Source organism: Levilactobacillus namurensis, assembly GCF_032197885.1.
GTDB lineage: Bacteria > Bacillota > Bacilli > Lactobacillales > Lactobacillaceae > Levilactobacillus > Levilactobacillus namurensis_A.
In genome coordinates this window covers 2,353,422-2,372,746 of the sequence record NZ_CP134159.1, presented here as the reverse complement: position 1 = coordinate 2,372,746, position 19,325 = coordinate 2,353,422, and the positions used below count along the sequence as shown (strand labels likewise).

At 53.4% G+C, this 19,325-nt stretch carries 16 protein-coding genes; 11 read left to right on the top strand and 5 right to left on the bottom strand.

The window, feature by feature from the left end:
- Positions 1-264: 264 nt before the first annotated feature.
- The 5 genes from RIN67_RS11345 to RIN67_RS11325 all read left to right on the top strand — a co-directional run bounded on the left by RIN67_RS11345 (position 265) and on the right by RIN67_RS11325 (position 7,896).
- A complete protein-coding gene (locus RIN67_RS11345) occupies positions 265-759 on the top strand; it encodes a response regulator transcription factor (RefSeq protein WP_390894543.1) in 495 nt (164 codons plus the stop codon).
- Positions 749-2,080 carry a sensor histidine kinase gene (locus RIN67_RS11340; RefSeq protein ID WP_265000052.1) on the top strand — a complete coding sequence of 444 codons (1,332 nt, stop codon included), beginning with the start codon at positions 749-751 and terminating at the stop codon, positions 2,078-2,080. The genes RIN67_RS11345 and RIN67_RS11340 overlap by 11 nt, the downstream gene beginning before the upstream one ends.
- A gap of 351 nt (positions 2,081-2,431) precedes the next feature.
- Positions 2,432-3,400, top strand: coding sequence for a LacI family DNA-binding transcriptional regulator (locus RIN67_RS11335; RefSeq protein WP_265000051.1), 969 nt, complete (start codon positions 2,432-2,434; stop codon positions 3,398-3,400).
- Positions 3,401-4,103: 703 nt separating this feature from the next.
- The gene (locus RIN67_RS11330; RefSeq protein ID WP_265000050.1) at positions 4,104-5,474 is read left to right on the top strand and encodes an SLC45 family MFS transporter; all 1,371 of its coding nucleotides are present in this window, start codon (positions 4,104-4,106) and stop codon (positions 5,472-5,474) included.
- A 166-nt stretch (positions 5,475-5,640) separates the two neighbouring features.
- Positions 5,641-7,896: a glycoside hydrolase family 65 protein gene (locus tag RIN67_RS11325; protein WP_265000049.1), complete on the top strand. Its 2,256-nt coding sequence runs from the start codon at positions 5,641-5,643 to the stop codon at positions 7,894-7,896.
- 473 nt (positions 7,897-8,369) lie between these two features.
- Here RIN67_RS11325 and RIN67_RS11320 read toward each other — a convergent pair whose 3' ends face one another.
- The 3 genes from RIN67_RS11320 to RIN67_RS11310 all read right to left on the bottom strand — a co-directional run bounded on the left by RIN67_RS11320 (position 8,370) and on the right by RIN67_RS11310 (position 10,592).
- Positions 8,370-8,885 (bottom strand): hypothetical protein, encoded by a 516-nt coding sequence (locus RIN67_RS11320; protein WP_265000048.1) that lies wholly within the window; start codon positions 8,883-8,885, stop codon positions 8,370-8,372.
- 217 nt (positions 8,886-9,102) lie between these two features.
- Positions 9,103-9,372 carry a 30S ribosomal protein S14 gene (gene rpsN / locus RIN67_RS11315; RefSeq protein ID WP_024747499.1) on the bottom strand — a complete coding sequence of 90 codons (270 nt, stop codon included), beginning with the start codon at positions 9,370-9,372 and terminating at the stop codon, positions 9,103-9,105.
- A gap of 185 nt (positions 9,373-9,557) precedes the next feature.
- Positions 9,558-10,592: an aldose epimerase family protein gene (locus RIN67_RS11310; RefSeq protein WP_265000047.1), complete on the bottom strand. Its 1,035-nt coding sequence runs from the start codon at positions 10,590-10,592 to the stop codon at positions 9,558-9,560.
- A 291-nt stretch (positions 10,593-10,883) separates the two neighbouring features.
- On the opposite strand from RIN67_RS11310, the gene RIN67_RS11305 reads away from it, so the two are divergent.
- Positions 10,884-11,708: an alpha/beta hydrolase gene (locus RIN67_RS11305; protein ID WP_265000046.1), complete on the top strand. Its 825-nt coding sequence runs from the start codon at positions 10,884-10,886 to the stop codon at positions 11,706-11,708.
- A gap of 35 nt (positions 11,709-11,743) precedes the next feature.
- Here the strand turns inward: RIN67_RS11305 and RIN67_RS11300 are convergent, their stop codons facing one another.
- Positions 11,744-12,562 carry a Cof-type HAD-IIB family hydrolase gene (locus RIN67_RS11300; protein ID WP_265000045.1) on the bottom strand — a complete coding sequence of 273 codons (819 nt, stop codon included), beginning with the start codon at positions 12,560-12,562 and terminating at the stop codon, positions 11,744-11,746.
- 335 nt (positions 12,563-12,897) lie between these two features.
- Between RIN67_RS11300 and RIN67_RS11295 the strand changes: the two genes are divergently transcribed.
- From RIN67_RS11295 to RIN67_RS11275, 5 genes are all read left to right on the top strand, one after another.
- Positions 12,898-13,281 carry a MarR family winged helix-turn-helix transcriptional regulator gene (locus RIN67_RS11295; protein ID WP_024747503.1) on the top strand — a complete coding sequence of 128 codons (384 nt, stop codon included), beginning with the start codon at positions 12,898-12,900 and terminating at the stop codon, positions 13,279-13,281.
- A gap of 147 nt (positions 13,282-13,428) precedes the next feature.
- The gene (locus RIN67_RS11290) at positions 13,429-15,270 is read left to right on the top strand and encodes a glycoside hydrolase family protein (RefSeq protein WP_265000044.1); all 1,842 of its coding nucleotides are present in this window, start codon (positions 13,429-13,431) and stop codon (positions 15,268-15,270) included.
- Between the two features lie 524 nt (positions 15,271-15,794).
- Positions 15,795-16,223, top strand: coding sequence for a Spx/MgsR family RNA polymerase-binding regulatory protein (locus RIN67_RS11285; RefSeq protein ID WP_024747505.1), 429 nt, complete (start codon positions 15,795-15,797; stop codon positions 16,221-16,223).
- Between the two features lie 216 nt (positions 16,224-16,439).
- A complete protein-coding gene (locus tag RIN67_RS11280) occupies positions 16,440-16,952 on the top strand; it encodes an RNA polymerase sigma factor (RefSeq protein ID WP_056944377.1) in 513 nt (170 codons plus the stop codon).
- A complete protein-coding gene (locus RIN67_RS11275) occupies positions 16,930-17,880 on the top strand; it encodes an anti-sigma factor (protein WP_265000043.1) in 951 nt (316 codons plus the stop codon). Before RIN67_RS11280 ends, RIN67_RS11275 begins: the two co-directional genes overlap by 23 nt.
- Positions 17,881-17,959: 79 nt before the next feature.
- Here the strand turns inward: RIN67_RS11275 and RIN67_RS11270 are convergent, their stop codons facing one another.
- On the bottom strand, positions 17,960-18,781 hold the full coding sequence (locus RIN67_RS11270; RefSeq protein ID WP_265000042.1) for a C40 family peptidase: 822 nt from the start codon (positions 18,779-18,781) through the stop codon (positions 17,960-17,962).
- Between the last annotated feature and the right edge of the window lie 544 nt (positions 18,782-19,325).

Below are 19,325 nucleotides of genomic sequence, written 5' to 3'. Positions count from 1 at the left end.
CCCTAATAGGTTTGGTGGCTTTACACTTACTCACCACTATTTTTTACTATACTAGGATACCATATGCCTTGAGAATACCGCTAACCGTGGGTAAGATGGGCCGTAGCGGACCAATCTTTAAAGAAAATTAGCGTTTTCAGATAAATCCGGTTTAAGGTGGCGTTATTCTTCGTCAGGTAAGCTATACTTTTAGGTAGAATTTGCTTAGCGCTATGATTGTGGTGGGTATTCGCCTTACCGGGCGAGAGCGGGTTGGACCTCCTGATGCATATTCGGCATCAGAACATCTCGACCCCCGTCTTGATTCTGACCGCCAAGGATACAATTGCGGATAAACTGCGTGGCTTCAACGACGGGGCCGACGATTACGTGACCAAGCCCTTCCACCGGGAAGAGTTGTTGGCCCGGATGAAGGCTTTGCTGAAACGCTCAGGACACCTGAACAGTAGTGACGTGATTCAACTAGGCGATTTAGTGATTAATACCAGCAAGCATTTAGCCACTTACGCGGGTCACCCGTTGACCTTGAAAGGGCGTGAATTCGACTTGCTGGCCTATCTGGCGGGCAATCCCGGGACCATCATTACCAAGGAACAGATCTTTAATCGGCTCTGGGGGTTCGATTCCGAGACCAGCCTGTCCGTGGTGGAAGTCTATATGAGTAATCTCCGGAAGGAATTGAAGAATGCGGGGAGCGCACTGTCAATCCGCACCATCCGGAATGCGGGCTATATCGTGGAGGCCCCTGATGAGCAATAAAGCGAACCGGTCGCAGTGGTGGCGGCTGTTCTTAAGTAGCTTCGTGGGGTTCGCCCTCATTTTTATCCTATTAGGCGTCATCGTCTTCGTCCTGTTTAGCCGCGCCATGTTGACCAGTGCGGACCAGACTTTGCGCGTTGAGCGGTCGGCTCGGTTGGCGGGGCCGCCCCACCGGATGGCCCAGCGGGATACGCAGCAGAAGCAACAGCCCAATAAGGGGGGTAGTGCCCACCCCTTTATGACCACCACCTTGGTCTTTAACAGCAAAGGTAAGATTATCAACCAGGCCCAGTTGGGCTCGCGGTACGATAGCTTGAAGGATATTCAACTACACCGTTCAGAGGTCGGCCAGCTCAAAAGCATCGTGGTCGGGGGCAAGTATAACTTCCGCACCCTGTTGACCAAGGTGCCGCAGAGTAATAATGACCGGTCGCTCGCGGGACGATACCTCTTGATTATGGAGAACATCGATCCCCAGAAGAGTGCCATGCGCAACTTCCGGCGCATCATGCTGATTACCATGGGCATCTTCTGGCTCCTCTCCATTCTGATCAGCGTCTGGCTGTCCCGGCTGACCATGCGGCCGATCCTGAAGTCCTGGGGGCGGCAGACCGAGTTCGTGGGAAACGCGGCCCACGAGCTGCGGACGCCGTTGACCATTATCCAGAATAAACTGGAGTTATTGTTGACTAAGCCTAACGATAAAATCATTGACCAGGCGGAAAATATAGCGATTGCCAACAGCGAAAGCCAGCGACTTCAGAAGCTGACGCATGATCTGTTAGCGTTAGCCCGTTCAGACTCCAATACCTTACAGACCAACTTTGAGCGGACAGAAGTCGCCGATTTCTTATCCCGCACGGTGGAACCCTACACCGAGATTGCGGCCAGTCAGGGGAAGCAGTTGGTGCTGACGCCCGTCACGCCCTTTAAGGCTACTTTGGACCAGAACCTGATTCACCAGTTGATGAACATTCTGATTGATAATGCGATGAAATACTCGCCGCAAGGCAGTACTATCACTATTTCTGCAAAAGTCGTCGGCCGGAAGTGGCAATTGGTGGTGGCCGACCAGGGCATCGGCATCGCGCCGGACCAACGGCGCCACATCTTCGACCGGTTCTACCGCATCGATTCGTCGCGGAGTCGGCAGACCGGCGGTAACGGGTTGGGCCTGTCCATCGCCCACTGGATCGTTGACCTGCATCACGGTGCCATTGGGGTGCGGGATAATCAGCCGCAAGGAAGTCAGTTCGTGACGACGCTGCCGCTGACCCCGCCGACCAGCCTACCGACGCGGCATAAGCCGGTTAAGGGGTAAGGTACGGCATTGTGCTGTCGGGCGGCCAGACCGGACTGGACGTGGGCGCTACTTCGAGCCACGGCGCGGTTTCGAAACTGGCCCCTTTCCTAATTCCGAATATTAAAGGGGGACTTTCTGGGGTGGCGTCATCACCCAGGGAAGTCCCTTTTTTGATGATAAGCTTCATCTTTTAGGCCAATCACAACAAAGGGGCATTGAACCAGTCAGGCCGCATGCTTAGTCGGGGATGGGCCCTGGTGGTAAATCGCAAACGCGGTGTCATTGGTCTAACTTTCAAGCCAGGCGTCCTTTGTGGGGGTAGGCGGTTTATGGTAGAATTTGGTCAGGAGTCAATAAGGAGAAATTGCCATGTTAACGATTCGCGATATTGCGGCTAAAGCGGGGGTGTCGGTCTCCACCGCCTCCCGGGCCCTCAATAATAATCCCCGGATTAGCCTGGCCACGCGGGAACGCATTCAAGCGCTCGCTGAGGCGGAGGGGTATCTGCCAAACTATAATGCTAAAAATTTAACGGCTGGTGAAGCCAATGCCGTGGGTGTGGTCTTTCCCACCACGGAACGGGTGGTCCCGGAAAATCCGTTTTATATCGACCTGTTGCGGGGCATCAACACCCAGCTGATGCAACGGCACTACGTCTTGTCGGTGGCTATCAGTAAGACCACGGACGAATTGTTGGATAACGTTAAGTCTATGGTGACCCAGGGGAAGATCAAGCGCTTCATCCTGCTTTATGCGCACCCCGATGACGCGATTACGGCGTACTTGCGGCAGTACCACTTGCGCTTCGTCACGATTGGCCAACCGGCCGCCGACCATCCGGAAGATTACTTCGTCGATAACGACAACTTACAAGCCGGGATTGGTGGGGCGACCTATCTGTTGGACCAGCTTCAGGTCAAGCACCCCGTCTTCGTCGAGTCGGCCCATAACTGGGCTTACGAGCAACAGCGTCGGCAGGGGTACGAACGGGTCGCTGCCAACTTTAACGCGGAACCGTTGACTTGCAAGTTAGGTGAGTTGAACCGGGTCCGGCTGTTCATTAAGCAGCACCCGGAGATTGACGGCATCATGGCGACCGATGACTTCAACGCCATCGAGTTCTACCGGTTGATGCGCGAACAGTATCCGATCAGTCATTTCCCAATTGTCAGCTTTAACCAGTCACTACCGGCGGGGATGAGCGACGCCAACCTGCACTCGGTCGACCTGTTCCCCGAGAAGATGGGGTCGGCAACGGTCGCCTTACTCTTCAGTGACCGTGATCCGCTCGAAACACCGACGCCGGGACGCATTCAGATTCCTTACGCAATCAATTAGGGCCTGGTATGAGGCCAACCAATGGTGATTGTCATTCGCCTTACCGGACGGCCAGACCAGGCTGGAACGCCGTGGGCGCAACTTTGAGCCCCAAGTACAGGTCTCCAAGCTTGGCCTTTTCCTAGGCGAGCTGAAAGACGCTCACCAAGGAAAATTTCACGGCTGAGCCTGGTCTGGCCGTCCTCACGGCTGACTGTCGTGTAAACATCAGGTCCAGCGGTCCTTTAAGCTTTTAGCCAGGAGGTCCCCCAACTAGGTTTTAGACATTTCCTAGTGACGGGTGGTGGGGCGTTGCCTACGTGGCAGGTAAACTACTGAATTGATCATATTATGCTCTCAAACGAAAACCTTCTTACGACTACTTGGTCGGGGAAGGTTTTTTAACGGATTGTTGAGAAAAAGGTAGCAGTTGGTCCAGACCTTTGTTGCACGGGTGCGGAGGCCGGTAAAATTTTTTACCGTGCTGGGGGTTAAAGTTGGCCGCCTATTGGGGACCCCCTAAAAGCTGCTAGACAGGCGTTGAACTTGTTCGTTGTCTGAAGCAACTAAGGTGGGATACGTGACAAATACAAAAAAAGTTTGCGCAAACGGTTGCATTAAAATGAAAGCGGTGCCATAATAACCAATGTAATCGGTTGCTCAGTAGATAGGGCAACGCTTTAGCAATTATTTTATGATTAGTTGGTTTAAGGAGGGTTTTCGCATGGCAGATGTCGTGTCAAAAGATACAACCACGGTCGATAGCACCAAGACCGGGTTGCCGAAATTATCAGCCAGCACCATTTGGATGATCAACTTTGGTTACCTGGGGGTACAAACGGCCTTCACGTTGCAAAGTTCTCAAATGAGTCGGATTTTCCAAACCATCGGGGCCGACCCCAACAGTTTAGGGTGGTTCTTCATTTTGCCACCACTGGCCGGATTGATCGTTCAGCCAATCGTCGGGTACTACTCTGACCGGACCTGGGCCCCACGCCTAGGTGGTCGGCGGTTACCATACTTGGCCTTAGGGGCCCTGGTCGCCGTCATCGTGATGTGTCTGTTACCAAATTCCGGGAGTCTGGGCTTCGGGTACGCTTCACTAGCTGCCTTGTTGTTCGGGGCCATTACCGTGGCTTTCCTGGACTTATCATCTAACGTGGCGATGCAACCCTTCAAGATGATGGTCGGGGACATGGTTAACGATGACCAGAAGAGTTACGCTTACGGGATTCAAAGTTTCATGTCTAACGTGGGTGCGGTTTTAGCCGCCATCTTACCATTCCTGTTCGCCTACTTCGGCTTGAAGAACGTGGCCGCTAAAGGGGTCGTTCCGGATACGGTTAAGGTAGCCTTCTACGTGGGTGCGGCTTTGCTGATCGTAACCAGCTTGCTGACCATCTTCCGGGTCCACGAATACGATCCAGAAACCTACGCCAAGTATCACGGTATCTCTAAGGAAGACAACTCCCAAGGTGGGAACTGGTGGACCTTACTGAAGACCGCGCCGAAGGTTTTCTGGACGGTTACCTTAGTTCAATTCTTCTGCTGGATTGCGTTCCAATACCTCTGGACTTACTCCGCTGGGGCGATTGCGTCCAACGTTTGGAACACCACCAACGCCGCTTCCGCCGGCTACCAAGCCGCTGGGAACTGGTACGGGGTCTTAGCCGCCGTACAATCCATTGCTGCGGTGGTTTGGTCCTACGTTTTGGCTAAATTACCGAACAGTGTTCACAAGTTGGGCTATGCTGGTAGTTTAGGCTTAGGGGCCTTGGGCTTCATCTCCGTGTTCTTCATTCACAACCAATACGCCTTGATCGGTTCCTTCGTCTTAGTCGGAATCGCATGGGCGGCGATGAACACTTACCCATTGACCATGGTCACCAACGCCTTGTCAGGGGCCCACATGGGGACTTACTTGGGTCTGTTCAACGGGTCGATCTGCTTGCCACAGATTGTGGCCTCATTGGCTAGTTTCGCCCTGTTCCCAATGTTGGGGAACTCACAAACGGCGATGTTCCTGTTAGCCGGAGTCATTATGGCCATCGGAGCCTTCTCCGTCTTCAGTATCAAGGAAACTTACAAAGCTTAATTCGTAAACTTAAACGCGTCCAAGACGGTGGCGACACCGCCAAGGACCCGTTCAGCTGCGCAGCTGGTGGTCAGCTAGGTAGCTGAACGGGCCCTTGCTTGGGCTAACGCAAAAATCAGGATGTATCTCTAGAGAAGAAAGATAGTAGAAAGGGAGTTTTTCGACGATGAAACGTATTTTTGAAGTTCAACCGTGGAACGTCACGACCCACACCTTCAAGCCAGAAGATAAGCGCCTCCAGGAGTCGATGACCAGCCTGGGAAACGGCTACATGGGGATGCGGGGTGACTTTGAAGAAGGGTACTCCGGCGATTCCTTGCAAGGCATCTACCTGGGCGGCGTCTGGTATCCAGATAAGACCCGTGTAGGTTGGTGGAAGAACGGTTACCCCAAGTACTTCGGGAAAGTGGTCAATGCCGTCAACTTTATCAAGTTGCCCATTCTGATCAATGGTGAGGCCGTTGACCTGGCCAAGGACACCATTCAAGACTTCACGCTGAATCTCGATATGCACACCAGTGTCTTGAACCGTTCGTTCACGGTGGTTCGCGGGGACGTGAAGGTCGCCTTGAACTTCCAACGTTTCTTAAGCGTTGCCACCAAGGAACTCTCCGTGCAAAAGGTCACGGTCAAGAACCTGAGCGACCAAGCCGTCGACGTGAAGCTCCTGCCGGCCATTGACGCAGACGTCAAGAACGAAGAGGCCAACTACGACGAGCGCTTCTGGGAAGTCTTGGACACGGATCAACAAGCCACGAGTGGCAGTATCGTGGCTAAGACCACGCCCAACCCGTTCGGCACCCCGCGGTTCACGTCCGGGATGGAAATGCGGGTGGTCACGGACCTGACCAACGTAGCGGTCGACCAACCCAATGACAAGGAAGTGGCAACGGCTTACCAAGGGCAACTGGCCCCGCAAGCTGAAGCAACTTTGGAAAAGCGGGTCATCGTGGTGACCTCCCGGGACTACGACACCCAAGAGAAATTAACGGCCGCGATGCACCAGTTGAGCGACCAAGTGGCCCAGGAAAGCTATGCCGACCTGTTAGCGGCCCACACCAAGATCTGGGCGGACCGGTGGGCCAAGTCCGACGTGCAAATCGCCGGCGATGACGAGTCCCAACAAGGGATTCGGTTCAACCTGTTCCAATTGTTCTCCACGTACTACGGCGAAGATGCCCGGTTAAACATTGGGCCTAAAGGCTTCACTGGTGAAAAGTACGGGGGTGCGACTTACTGGGATACCGAAGCCTTCGCCGTGCCCGTTTACCTGGGTATCACGGATCCTAAGGTCACCCGGAACCTGTTGATGTACCGGTACAACCAATTGGATGGTGCCTACGTCAACGCCAAGGAACAGGGTCTCAAGGGGGCTTTGTTCCCAATGGTCACCTTCGACGGGATCGAATGCCACAACGAATGGGAAATCACGTTCGAAGAAATTCACCGGAACGGCGACATTGCCTTTGCCATCTACAACTACACCCGTTACACGGGTGACACCAGCTACGTCTTACATGAAGGGGCCAAGGTCTTGACCGAAATCTCACGGTTCTGGGCGGACCGGGTCCACTTCAGCAAGCGCAACAACCAGTACATGATCCACGGGGTCACGGGGGCTGATGAGTACGAAAACAACGTGGATAACAACTGGGACACCAACATGTTGGCTCAGTGGACGTTGAAGTATACCCTGCAGATCCTGGATCAAGTGGATGACGCCACGGCTAAGAAGTTAGGCGTTTCCGCCGACGAAAAGGCTCACTGGCAAGATATCATTGACCGGATGTACCTGCCATACGACAAGGACTTGAACATCTTTGTCCAACACGATGGCTTCTTAGACAAGGACATCGAACCGGTCAGTGCGATTCCAGCCGACCAGCGGCCCATCAACCAGCACTGGTCTTGGGATAAGATCTTGCGGTCACCGTACATCAAGCAAGGGGATGTCTTGCAAGGTATCTGGGACTTCATCGACGACTACACGCCGGAACAGAAGAAGGCCAACTTTGACTTCTACGAACCGTTAACGGTCCACGAATCCAGTCTGTCCCCGGCCATCCACTCCGTCTTGGCTTCCGACCTGCATTACGAAGACAAGGCCGTCGAGCTCTACTCCCGGACGGCCCGGTTGGACCTGGATAACTACAACAACGACACCACGGATGGCCTGCACATCACGGCCATGACTGGTGGTTGGATTGCCGTGGTTCAAGGGTTCGCTGGCATGCGGGTTCGTGATGGGCAACTCCATTACGCGCCATTCTTGCCAAAGACCTGGACCAGCTATTCCTTCCGGCAAGTCTTCCATGATCGCCTGATCAAAGTCACGGTCGACAAGTCCGGTTCCCACTTCAAGTTAATCAGTGGCGAACCACTGGACATCGACGTCGCCGGGAAGACGGTCACGATTCACTAAATTCGGTTTCATGTTAAGTTACACCCAATAACACAAATCAGCCCCGTCCTGTTGGTGAACTGGACGGGGCTGATTTGTATATTGGATGGGGGTGGGGGCATTCGGGACCAACCGTCGATTGGCAGGGCCGTGACGCCAGTGGGCACGATTTCAAGCCTCACCCAACCCGTGAGTCTTGAAACTCGGCCTTGGCCTAAGGTCAGAAAATGCGCTGACCTAACGCCAATTTCACCGGCTGGGCCCTATCGACAGTTGGTCCCTTACATGGTCGTTAAACGGTGGTTCTAGTGGTTTAATACTAGCGGAGCCGTGAGGACGACCAGACAGGGCTCAGCAGTGAAATTTGACTTGGGGAGCGTTCTTAGCTGCCCTAGTCAAAGGCCAATCTTCGAGACCGCTTTTTGGCTCGAAGTTGTGCCCACTGCGTTCCAGCCCTGTCTGGCCGACCGGTAAGGCGGCTGTCAATGCTAGACCTAGACCGGCATGTAACCGTTAGACGTGGTGCCATCATCGGGGTGGTCCGGTGGGGTTGGTTGGGAAGCTGGCGTTTCAGTGGGGGTTGCCGGTTCACTGAAAGGCATGGGTTCGCGTTCGCGGTCTGTTTGCTGGACCAGCGGTGCCGCCTGGTTCCAGAGCAACAGCCACTCACCGCCCAGCGTTAGACTCTCCAGTTCCAGCTGATTCGGGATCAGGATGTCCTGAGCGAGCCGGTGTTGGTAGTCGGTGACGAAGCGGGTGATGATGGCCAGGTTCTGGGCTAGATTGTCAGTCCCCAGGGTGCTGAGGTCGGTCTGGTGCGTTTGCCGCAAGTCCTTTTCCAGGTCGCGTAAGTGGCGTTCGATGGTCCGGTTAAACTTGGGGTGGTTCTGGGCATCATAGGCGATCGCGGGTGCGACGCCCACGAAGACGGCTTCGAGACGCGGGTAAGCGTCGTCGAAGGTGTTGGCTTGGAGAACGTCGAATTCCCAGCCGATAGATTCAACTTGCATAGTTGTGAACTTCCTTCTTAAAGTGTGATTAACCCTCAGTCTACGGAAATCGGCGGGGGGTGTCAAACCACGAAAAAAATCCCCACCACGCGGGTGAGGATTGGTTTGATTGGGGTTAACTGTTCGGTGCACCGATAGAAGTGTCGGGCCGAACAGGCTTGGTAGACGCGTTGAGACCACAACCGCGGATCACAACGCGTTCGGTGCGCAACTGATCTTACCAGCTGGCTTTCTTGACGCCCGGAATCTGACCCTTGTGGGCCAATTCCCGGAAGTTCAGCCGGGAGAGGCCAAACTTACGCATGTAGGCGTGTGGCCGACCATCGAGGTGGTCCCGGTGATGGATCCGGACGGGCGAAGCGTTCCGGGGTAACAGGGCCAAAGCCGCGTAATCCCCAGCTGCCTTAAGTTCGGCCCGCCGGTCAGCGTACTTGGCGACGGTCGCTTCAATCTTCTTTTCCTTTGCAATCTTGGACTTCTTTGCCATTCGAGAAAAACTCCTTTCACTAAAGTAATGATTAATCGTGCCCATCTAAATTACCATAGGGGGTATCGTGGGTCAATCATTTTGCTTACTTTTTGTTAAAAGATGGGAAAGACTAGCCACGTTACCGCCCTTTGGCTAGTGGTATTAAAAATCCGCCATACCGAAGCATGACGGATTAGCAGGAATTAATAAGTTAAGTCGTAACTGATATGGTACTGTTGCGTCTGCCCAGCTGGCAGGGTCACGTCGCCGAACTCGGGGTGGTTCATGGAGTCAGGCAACGTTTGTGGTTCCAGGGCCACACCCATGTAAGGCTGACCAGCACCGGCGGCCAACTTGAGGTCGTTGGTGAAGGAGTTGGCGGTGAAGACCACTAACCCGTTGCGGTCCGACTTGATGGTGACGCTACGCTTAGATTGCGGGTCGCTTAGCTTGGCGATGGTGTGATCCGCTGCGGGGACCACGTGGTAGACATCGTCGAAGCCCTTTTCCGTGGTTTCTTGCATTCCCCGGATAGCGCTACCCAAGTTTTGCCCCGCCTTGAAGTCGAACGGCGTGTTGGCGTTGGCAATCAACTTACCAGTTGGCAACTTCTCACCGTCTAAGTCCAGGTGGTCGTCACTGTTGACCTGTAAGGTCTGTCCGGTAATCAGTTGGTCATCGCTAAGGTTGAAGTAGAGGTGTGCCGTGGGGTTGAAGACCGTGGTGTCGGTCTTGGCCGTGGCCTCGAAGGTTAACGTCACGTGGTCGTCGTTGTCCAGCCCGTAGATCAACTTCGCGTCCAGGTCGCCAGGGTAGGAATCGGCGGTGCTGGTGAAGGTGTGAGTCAAGACAATCTTAGCGGCATCGGGGTCACTAGTGTCCAGGCTCCCGGCCCAGTTGACCGTGTTGAAGCCGTGGGGGCCACCGTGCAGGGTGTTTTGCCCTTCATTCGCGTCAACGTGGTAGGTCTTGCCACCTAACGGGAAGGTCCCGCGTCGGATCCGGCCACCGGTCCGGCCGATGCCCATGCAGACGTAGAACGGATTGTCCAGGTAGTCGGCCATCTTGTGATAAGATAGCACCAAGTTCTTGGACCCGTTGGCGCTAGGCACGTTCAGGTGATGCAACGTGGCGCCCCAGCTGAGGACGGATAATTGGACCCCGTGGTCATTTTCTATCGTATATTCTGTCACAGGTTGATTCTGATAAGTATCCCATTCTTTAGTGGTCGTTTGCATTGTGATTCCTCGATTTCTTTAAAATAAAAGCGGTTTCAATTTAACTTCTATTTTATTTTTTATACGGACAATTGTCAACTCGAATTCGCAGCCCAACGCGACCAGTCTGGTGGGAAAGTGGTAAGCTAAACTAATGGGCACGGGGATTAACCGTTCTAGGGTAGCATGAAAATTTTATGCGGATAAATTTTGATATAATTTAGTTAATAAGCCCGAATATTTGCGTAACAAATTTTCTCTTGTGCACAATTAAAAAAACTGGCATAATATACAGGTTTAGGGGGGACAGCCTTGAGGAGTAAGTGGCAGTGGTTACCGGTTTTACTGGGTGGTGCCTGGTTGGCTTATCACGAGTTGAGCCGGCGGGCCATCCGTCCGCGCAATCGGCGGTATCGTCGTGCGGGGATTCAGGTCACGACCGTGCCGACCTTGTTCATTCCTGGCTGGGGCGGTAATGCCTGGACTTATAATGGCATGTTACGGTGGTTTGCCCAGCAGGGGTATGCCGCCAAAGTCCTGACGATTCGGGTCGATTATCAGGGGCACTTGCGGGTCACGGGTCATTGGCCAGCCGGTGCGGCCAACCCCACCATTCAGGTCTTGTTCGACCGGAACCTGACTAAGGATTACCGGCAACAGATTCGCTGGGTCACCCAGATCCTGCGCGCCCTCAAGCAGCGCTACGGTGTCACGGCCTATAACGCCGTGGCCCATTCATGGGGTGGCAGTGCGATGGTTCACAGTCTGGTCAACGACGGGGCCGACCCGACGTTGCCCCGGTTGCACCGTTTGGTGTTACTGGGCACGCCGGTCAACGAAGCACCGTCGCTGACGGCACCTGATCCCGCCTACCGGCACCTCTTAGCGGGGCGGCAGAACCTCTGGGCCAACGCGGGAGCGGAGATCCATAACGTCTACGGCCTGTTAGCGGGGCGCCAGACGGATGGTGAGGTGCCGGTGGGCCAAGCCACGCCCTTGCGGCAGGTGGTCGCCCAATCGCCTGTAAGGTATCACGAGTATCCCGTTCAGGGAGTGGGTCACGGTCAGCTACATTCAACCTTGCGGATGTGGCGGCTGATTGCCCGCCTTTTGTGGTCACTCAAAAAGGACGATTAACCAAGGGGTTAACCGTCCTGCAGGTTTAGTTAGGGTTAAACTTCATCGGCTAAAATGGCGTCGATGACGTTGAGGACCCCATCGTGGTCGTTGTCCGTGGGTGTGAGGAGGTTGGCAACGCGCTTGACCGAATCGGTCCCGTTGCGCATGGCGACCCCTAGTCCCACGTGGCGCAGCATTTCTTGGTCGTTGTCGTTATCGCCGAAAGCGGCAATCTCGCTGGGGGCAATTCCCCAGGCCTGTGCCAATTGGGTGATTCCGATGGCCTTGTTCATGTGGGGCGCGATGATGTCGATACTGCCGAAGCCGCTGGCGGTCGCGTGAATCTGTTGCGGGAACCGCTGATTCAACTTGGCGGCCATGGTTTGGATCGAGTCGTTGGGCCATTCGCCGTTGATCTTGTAGATGGTGTCGTCCACGATCAACAAGTCGGGGACCGTGACTAAGTTGTCGATGAAGTAGTCCTGGGCATCTGGATCTAAGGGCTGATTCCCCTGAACAACGTAGGTCCCATGAGCACCGGATAGGCGTAAGACTTGGGGCCGGATGGTGTCATCGGCTAGGATGGCGTGGACGACTTCGCGCACGGTCGGCAACGGAATGGCCGTTTCGAACAGTGTTTGACCGTGGTCGACAATCAGACCGCCGTTTTCAGCGACGAAGGTCTGAACGGCCGGCGTCGGTGCAAAGACCTTGTGCAGGTGGCCTAAGTGGTTCCCACTGGCGACCACGAAGCGAATGTTGGCGGCGATGAGGCGTTGCAGCTGTTGTGCGAACCGCGCGTGGTTATAGTCGCGGTCGTGATTCAGGAACGTCCCGTCGACGTCGGTGGCAATCATTTTGATTTTTGGCATACTGAGCTCCTTCTGGTCAATTATTACGTCAATAATACGAAGTTTTTGCGCGAAGTTCAACGGTTCCGCGTGAATCGGTGACCGGACACATTCCGGATAACGGTAGACGGGACGCTGGTTACGGGGATGTTTGGGGGACCAGAATAACGGCAGAAGATTTTTGAAAAAAGTATGAAGAAACGACAGATAACTAGTTTTTTCATTTACAATGCTATAAACTATTAATCAAAAGGTAACATAAAGGCTGAAAATAACGGTTATAATAAACGGTTAGTGGGTCAGAATAGTAACAGCTAGGCAATACAGTGCAGAATTTGAAAGGAAGAGTAGACAATATGACGCAAACAAACGACTTGGGCCAATCCTTAGAATGGTTTTCTCAATTACAAAAGATTATGCGGCCAGTAACGACGATTAAGACGGAGGAAATCACGATTTCTTTGGAACAGTTTAATCTGTTACACGCCATCACGGATCAGCGGGAAGACTTCACGCCGACCAAGTTTGCCAACCAAATCGGCGTTTCCAAGTCCATGATTTCCGGTCAGATCTCCCGGTTATTACGGGCGGGGCTGATCGAAAGTATTGCCTCCACGATTGACCGGCGGCAACACAACCTCAAGCTGACACCGGATGGGGTCAAGGTCTACACCCAAGTGCGGGGCCAAGTGGTTGATCGCTTGAACCAATTGCACGCAGATATCACCAGCTTGATGTAAATTAGACGCAATTATCATCAAATTCACGGCTCTTCTAGGCACGGAATCTTTCATTTCTGTAACAATTCGGTTAAGTTGACCCATCACTTTCTTGGATTAGCTTATACTGTGGGGGTATAGAAAGATTTAGTGAATGGAGGGGCTTTTTTGAATTTGAGGAAGAACTATCTGACAGCTGCAGTGGCTGTGGGAGTCGCCTTATTGGGGGTCGTGGGCCTCACGACCCTACCGACGACCGCTACGGAGACTGTCGCTTACGCGGATACCACGGTGAACGCGAAGCATCAAGGCATGGTTGGGGATGCCAAGACGATCAACAACGACGCGTTCCAGCATATGTTGGATAAGTGGGACCACGGTCACGTCACAGTGCACGTGCCTAAGGGGACGTACGTCTTTGACTCCGGCCACGTGGTTTTACATTCGAATATTACATTTAAGTTCGATAAGGATGCCGTCTTCCGGATCACGGATGGTAATCGGTTGAACTTCGCTTACCCGAGTCCGTCGGCCGGTTATGATGGCGGTATCTCGGACGTGACCTGGAAGGGTGCGACGTTCCAAGGGGATAACACGGAAGACGGCCAAAGTGTCTTCGTCCAGAGTATCCATCACGCGAAGAACGTGACGTTTGATGGCTGTGTCTTCGACAATGCCGAATCACCAACTGGACACTACATAGATATTGACGGTAGTCATAACATTGACGTCTTGAACTCGGTCTTTACCGGTTTCAACGGCTCTAAGGACTACAAGGAAGCCATTCAAGTCGACTATTCGAACAAAAAGGCGATGTCCTACAAGTTGGCGGGCGACAAGTACGATAACTTGCCATCCTACGACGTTAACGTGGACAGTAACCAGTTCTTGCCAGTGACGCGTGAATCCGGCCAAGTCCAATCCTACGCGCCGAACCCGATTGGGGAACACTCGATTTACAAGCACGGTGCAGCGGGCATCATTCACGACGTGCACTTTACCAACAACACGGTGGTTGACCCCAAGCCGTTATTGGACGATGGGTCCGCCACGATTCACTTCAAGGGTATTTCCGACCTGTGGATCTCCGGTAACAAGTTCATCAATCAACGGGTCTTAGGTTCTGGGAACTACATCTACTTGTATAACTCCGAACCGTCTTACGACATGAAGAACTTGAACATCACGGATAACGAATTCATCAACGTCAACCCAACCAAGCAATATATCTACTTGGATGCCGGGAAGACGGATGATAATCCGATGTCAGACATCACCATTAAGGGTAACAAGATTACCACCCAGAAGAACGGGGCGACCTTCGTCTCTAGTAACTTCGCGTTAACGGGTTCGAAGATTAAGATTGGGGATAACAAGACCACCATTGCGCCGTTTACCACCACCACGGTCACGCCGCAAAAGCCAATCTCCGAGACCACGGTCAAGCCAAACAAGAAACCGGCTAAGAAGAAGCCAGCGCAGAAGTTGAAGAAGCGTAAGCAGACCAACAAGGAAGAAAAGTACTATGCTGGGCTGGATACGCAAAACGCACAGTTGAAGAGCAACTACAAGAAGTACTCCCTGTACAACCATGTTCGGGGGCACAAGAACTGGAACATCATGAAGTTCGACTGGAAGAAGCTGAAGAACAAGCGGGTCTACATCGACATGCGGGCCCAAGCCGATACGGGTAAGTGGTACCGGATCCGCTTCTCCAAGAAGTCGACCACGAAGTACTGGATTCGGACGGGTGCTTTGGAATTCAACAAGTTCGACGTGCAAGACTACGAAAATGAGTTGACCTTGATGAAGGTCTACCCCGTCTACACGCGGCCGTTCAACGATCCTTTGTTAGCAAAGCTGAAGGGGACCACGGCGGACTTGCCGAAGCGGACGTACATGATTACCAACCGGGCTTACCGGACGGATGCTAACGGGCACCAGACCGTGTACTACCGGATGAGCAACGGTCTTTGGACCCGAGCCAGCGCTTTTGATTTAGGGAACTAGGCATCAGAATTTAACAAAAGAGTCAACACGATAGTCCCCCTGGGGGTGATAGGTGAAAGATTGTTATTTCAGCTAGCAACTCTAGGGGGACTGTTTGATGTTTCGAGATATCGAAAAGTCTTTAGTTGCTGGTCGAAAGTTCACCTTGCCAGAGTGACCAACTAGATTTTAAAACTTGCCGTTTTGAATCCTATCAATCAAGCAGGTATCCCATAAATTGAAAAGAACGGCCATGGTTCCTTTTTTGACCTTAAAAATGAAACCCTTTCCAATCTTCAAGAAATCTTCAAATTTCGGGCGAAGAAGCGTCGGATTATCCTGCTAAGCTTGATATAACGGTAATCCTAGCGGCTATGGCTAGTTTGTTAAAAGTTGAGAATTACTTAAATGCCGGCTAAGTCGAGTATTATGGGTTTCATCATCTAGGATTGTGGTGTACAATGGTTACCATAATTAGCACTCAACTAATAGAGTGCTAATCTCAAGTACCTCATCGACAGGCAGACTAATTGGAGGGCGATTCTATGATTAAAATGTACTTTCACGCGAAGACCACTGCGGTGACTAAAGCAATGAAATGGCTCGCTAACCACGACGCAATCTTTACCACGCAAGATATTAAAAAACAAGCGCTGACCCGCGAAGAAATTCTCAAGATGTTGTCTCTGACGGAATCAGGAACTGATGACTTGATTTCGACCCGTTCCAAGGCCTACAAGGCTCTGCCAACGTCCGTTCAGGACATGGGCATGAATGAATTGGTCGAACTCTTACAGAATAATCCGGGGATCTTAAAGAACCCGATTGTGGTGGACCAGAACAAGTTAGCGACCGGTTTCGACTTGGAAACCATTCGGGAATTTGTGCCGGCATCGTACCGGAAGAAGGAGTTGGCGGGCTTCTTCAAGATTCTAAACGGCACCAAGAACGCGTTAGGTGTTTCACCCGCTTAGAGCAATGAGTTGATTGTCATTCCGTAAAATGGGGCCTCAGAAATTTATTTTCTGAGGCCCCATTTTTGTGGGCTGAAGCTTCTAAAACTGCGTGAACCCCGCGGTGGCCCAATCAAACGGGTAGACTGGGTGGAGATCATTGCCAACGAATTGCGGAAAAAGCGTGACTTTACGGGGAAGTCGTTCGTTAACTTAGTGAGCAGGGGGGGAGGAAGCGTGAATTTAGCAGATTACGAGACACTGGTGGCCCAGCTGGCCGTTGAGATTCGGCGGTACTTGGTCAGTCGGGGGGCCGACCCGGAGACCGCAGCGGACATCGTGCAGGACATGTTCGTGAAGGTCTTGGAAAGCGACCTGGTCCTACCGCCGGAAAAGCTCCGGCCGTACCTGTACCGGGTGGCTTGGTCGACGTACCTAGATGCGTACCGGCGTCGACAACGGTATCGCCAGTTAGTCGACCGGTATCTAGGACCGGCACTGCAACGGCCGCCGGCGCCGAGTGCCCCGCCCACGGTGGCGGACCAGGCGCTACAACGCGGGCTCGCCCGGTTAAAGCCCCGGGACCGCCAGTTATTGATTCACCGGTACTCGGAAGAGTGGTCCTTTCGTCAGTTAGCGCGGGCCCTAAATATCACTGAAGGGGCGGCCAAGATGCGCGTGTACCGGGTACAACGCAAGTTAGAGAGACTTATGAGGAGGGTTTACCGTGAAGACGGACATCGAATTTAACCGCTTAGCGCGCCGGGTACGCTGGAAGCGCTGGCTCATCACGATTGGGATTGCTGTGGTGGTCAGCTTTGGCCTAGTGGTCAGCGGGTATCAGCTCTTACAACACCTAGCGGCCAAGTCATCGGACCGCGACATGGATTATTTGCAGGTTACGGCGGAGATCCTGGCGCCGAACCTGCAGTCGAGTGACCGCTACCTGGCCAACACCACGATTCAGGGGGGCCAGGTGGTCAGCCACCGGTATAAGGAGATTGCGGGCCAGCGGGTGGCTTGGTCGCCAGCTGTGACCAATTATTCGTGGTTAGGCACGGAGCTGGGCACGGCAATCAACGCCACGGACTGGGGGAATACGCGGCAAGACCGGGTCTATGACCGAATCACGCAACAGCGGGTTCCCCAGTTCTACGACGTGTCGCGGCGGCCAACTAAGACCGACCCCCGGCGGCAACAGGACTTGGCGACCGTGGCCCGGACCTCGCATCAGGTCGCTGAAATGGCGCTAACGTTTAAGCACCCGCTGACTTACACGGCGATTCAACGGAAATTACCGCGGTCCTTGACGGCGGCTTGGTACTGGATTGGAACGAAGGATTCCGCGTCACCCGAGTTGACCAACGATTACTTGGGGATTGCGGGTGGTGACGATGGCGCGCCCGGGACCGGACGGCTGACCACCACCAACTATCGGTATTTCCGGTCTGCATTGAAGCAAGCGAACCAGGAGTTCGGTGGAACGCTGCGGACCGGGGGCCTTGACGTGTTCAAGTTCGGTGCACAGTACGCTAAGCGTTACCCGTCCTTGCAGACCGCCAAGTTTGCGGGGGTTATCGTCACGGGTAACAGTGCGGCCTTTAAGCAATTGGGCCACCCGGACTGGGTCGCCGCCAGTTCGGCTGGTATCGTGATGCCGCAAACGGCGATTCAATAGAACAGACGTAAAATCCCCGCTACCTGGAATTATCCGGGTAACGGGGATTTTTAGTGTAATTTGAGGAGGGGGGGAGCGCTTAGCTCATGCTAACGGGCCGGGAGTAACCCACGGTGTGCCACCAGGAAACGTTAGTGGCTTCGGTCACGACACCGCGGAGTTGGGCGTCAATCATCCGGTGGTTACCCATGTAGATGCCCACGTGGGTGATGTTGGACTTGCTAGTCCCGAAGAAGATCAGATCGCCAGGCTTGGCGTTAGCCGCACTGACGTGTTGGTAAGCGTTGTATTGTTGTTGCGCGGTCCGCGGTAACGTGGTGCCTAAGGCCTTGCTGAAGACGTACTTGGTGAAGCCGGAGCAGTCAAAGGAACTCGGGCCGTTGGCGCCGTAAACGTAGGGCCGCCCCAGGTATTGCTTGGCCTTGGCAATCAGGGTCGCGTAGTCGCCAGATTGTGTGGTGCTGGTGGTGCTAGCCGTGTCAGCGGCGGTCGATGAAGTCGTCGTGGTCGCTGCCGTGTGGTCGAAGGATGCGGTCGACTTCTTTTGCAGGTAACCGTGCCAGATCCACCCGGAGGCCGTCCCCCGACCGTTGGTAACGTAATAGTAGATGGCCTTGTTCCCGTTCTTCTTTAAGATGGTCCGCTTTTGGGTGGCGTGCCAAGTGGTGTGCGGGTAGTTCTTCAAGTAGTGGGTCTTGTGACCGAACTTCAGGTTAGACGCCGTACCACCTAGGTTGTAGGTCCAGCCGGTCGCGCTCTTACGCACGTAAGCTGTGTTGGTCATGTAGCTGGTGCTGAGAATCTGGTTTTTACTATTTGCGGAAGCTGGGGTGCTCATCCCGAAGATGGGAAGCAACGCAGCGGTGGCCGCAACGGCGAAACTGACATGTTTAATGTTCATGGTTTTTATCCATCCCTTATATGTAAGTTTTGATTTTAGTCATTGGTTAAGAACTCACCTCTTAAGATAGCGCATCACGGTTACAGGAAGATGTCGAGTGACTATCATTGCGGTTACGCCCGCGCAACAAAGCCGTCACATTTTAAGGTCCCGGTAACGTTCGGCGGACGGGACCCAGCGCATAGCGAGAATGGTGAAGAAACGCTGAGGAATTGATGAGGTGTTTGGGTCAGAGATGCCTGGAAATAGTTGCGCGGCTGAAGTTTGTGAACCAAAGGTTAGGCGTCTTAGCTATCGGGGGAAAACTTAAAAGTGATTGGAAGCCCGGTCAAAACTGCGTAGGGAACTTAGAAATTTTGGGCGTAATATTACAGAATTTATTTTAAATTGTCTACAACCAAACAATTAGAAAATCCTAATTTAACGGCCATAAACGGAAATGCCGTCAAGCAAGTGCCCGCCAGCGAAAATAAGTTGAGCGGAATGGTGAACCATACTTTTTCTTATACCAGGCCAAATTATTGGTGGACGTAGAATAGCTCAC

What these genes read in the sequence shown, in the direction of transcription:
- rpsN (WP_024747499.1), bottom strand. Translation starts at nt 9,372, where the DNA reads ATGGCAAAGAAGTCCAAGATTGCAAAGGAAAAGAAGATTGAAGCGACC.
- RIN67_RS11320 (WP_265000048.1), bottom strand. Translation starts at nt 8,885, where the DNA reads ATGCAAGTTGAATCTATCGGCTGGGAATTCGACGTTCTCCAAGCCAAC.
- RIN67_RS11300 (WP_265000045.1), bottom strand. Translation starts at nt 12,562, where the DNA reads ATGCCAAAAATCAAAATGATTGCCACCGACGTCGACGGGACGTTCCTG.
- RIN67_RS11295 (WP_024747503.1), top strand. Translation starts at nt 12,898, where the DNA reads ATGACGCAAACAAACGACTTGGGCCAATCCTTAGAATGGTTTTCTCAA.
- RIN67_RS11330 (WP_265000050.1), top strand. Translation starts at nt 4,104, where the DNA reads ATGGCAGATGTCGTGTCAAAAGATACAACCACGGTCGATAGCACCAAG.
- RIN67_RS11345 (WP_390894543.1), top strand. Translation starts at nt 265, where the DNA reads ATGCATATTCGGCATCAGAACATCTCGACCCCCGTCTTGATTCTGACC.
- RIN67_RS11310 (WP_265000047.1), bottom strand. Translation starts at nt 10,592, where the DNA reads ATGCAAACGACCACTAAAGAATGGGATACTTATCAGAATCAACCTGTG.
- RIN67_RS11325 (WP_265000049.1), top strand. Translation starts at nt 5,641, where the DNA reads ATGAAACGTATTTTTGAAGTTCAACCGTGGAACGTCACGACCCACACC.
- RIN67_RS11285 (WP_024747505.1), top strand. Translation starts at nt 15,795, where the DNA reads ATGATTAAAATGTACTTTCACGCGAAGACCACTGCGGTGACTAAAGCA.
- RIN67_RS11335 (WP_265000051.1), top strand. Translation starts at nt 2,432, where the DNA reads ATGTTAACGATTCGCGATATTGCGGCTAAAGCGGGGGTGTCGGTCTCC.
- RIN67_RS11270 (WP_265000042.1), bottom strand. Translation starts at nt 18,781, where the DNA reads ATGAACATTAAACATGTCAGTTTCGCCGTTGCGGCCACCGCTGCGTTG.
- RIN67_RS11340 (WP_265000052.1), top strand. Translation starts at nt 749, where the DNA reads ATGAGCAATAAAGCGAACCGGTCGCAGTGGTGGCGGCTGTTCTTAAGT.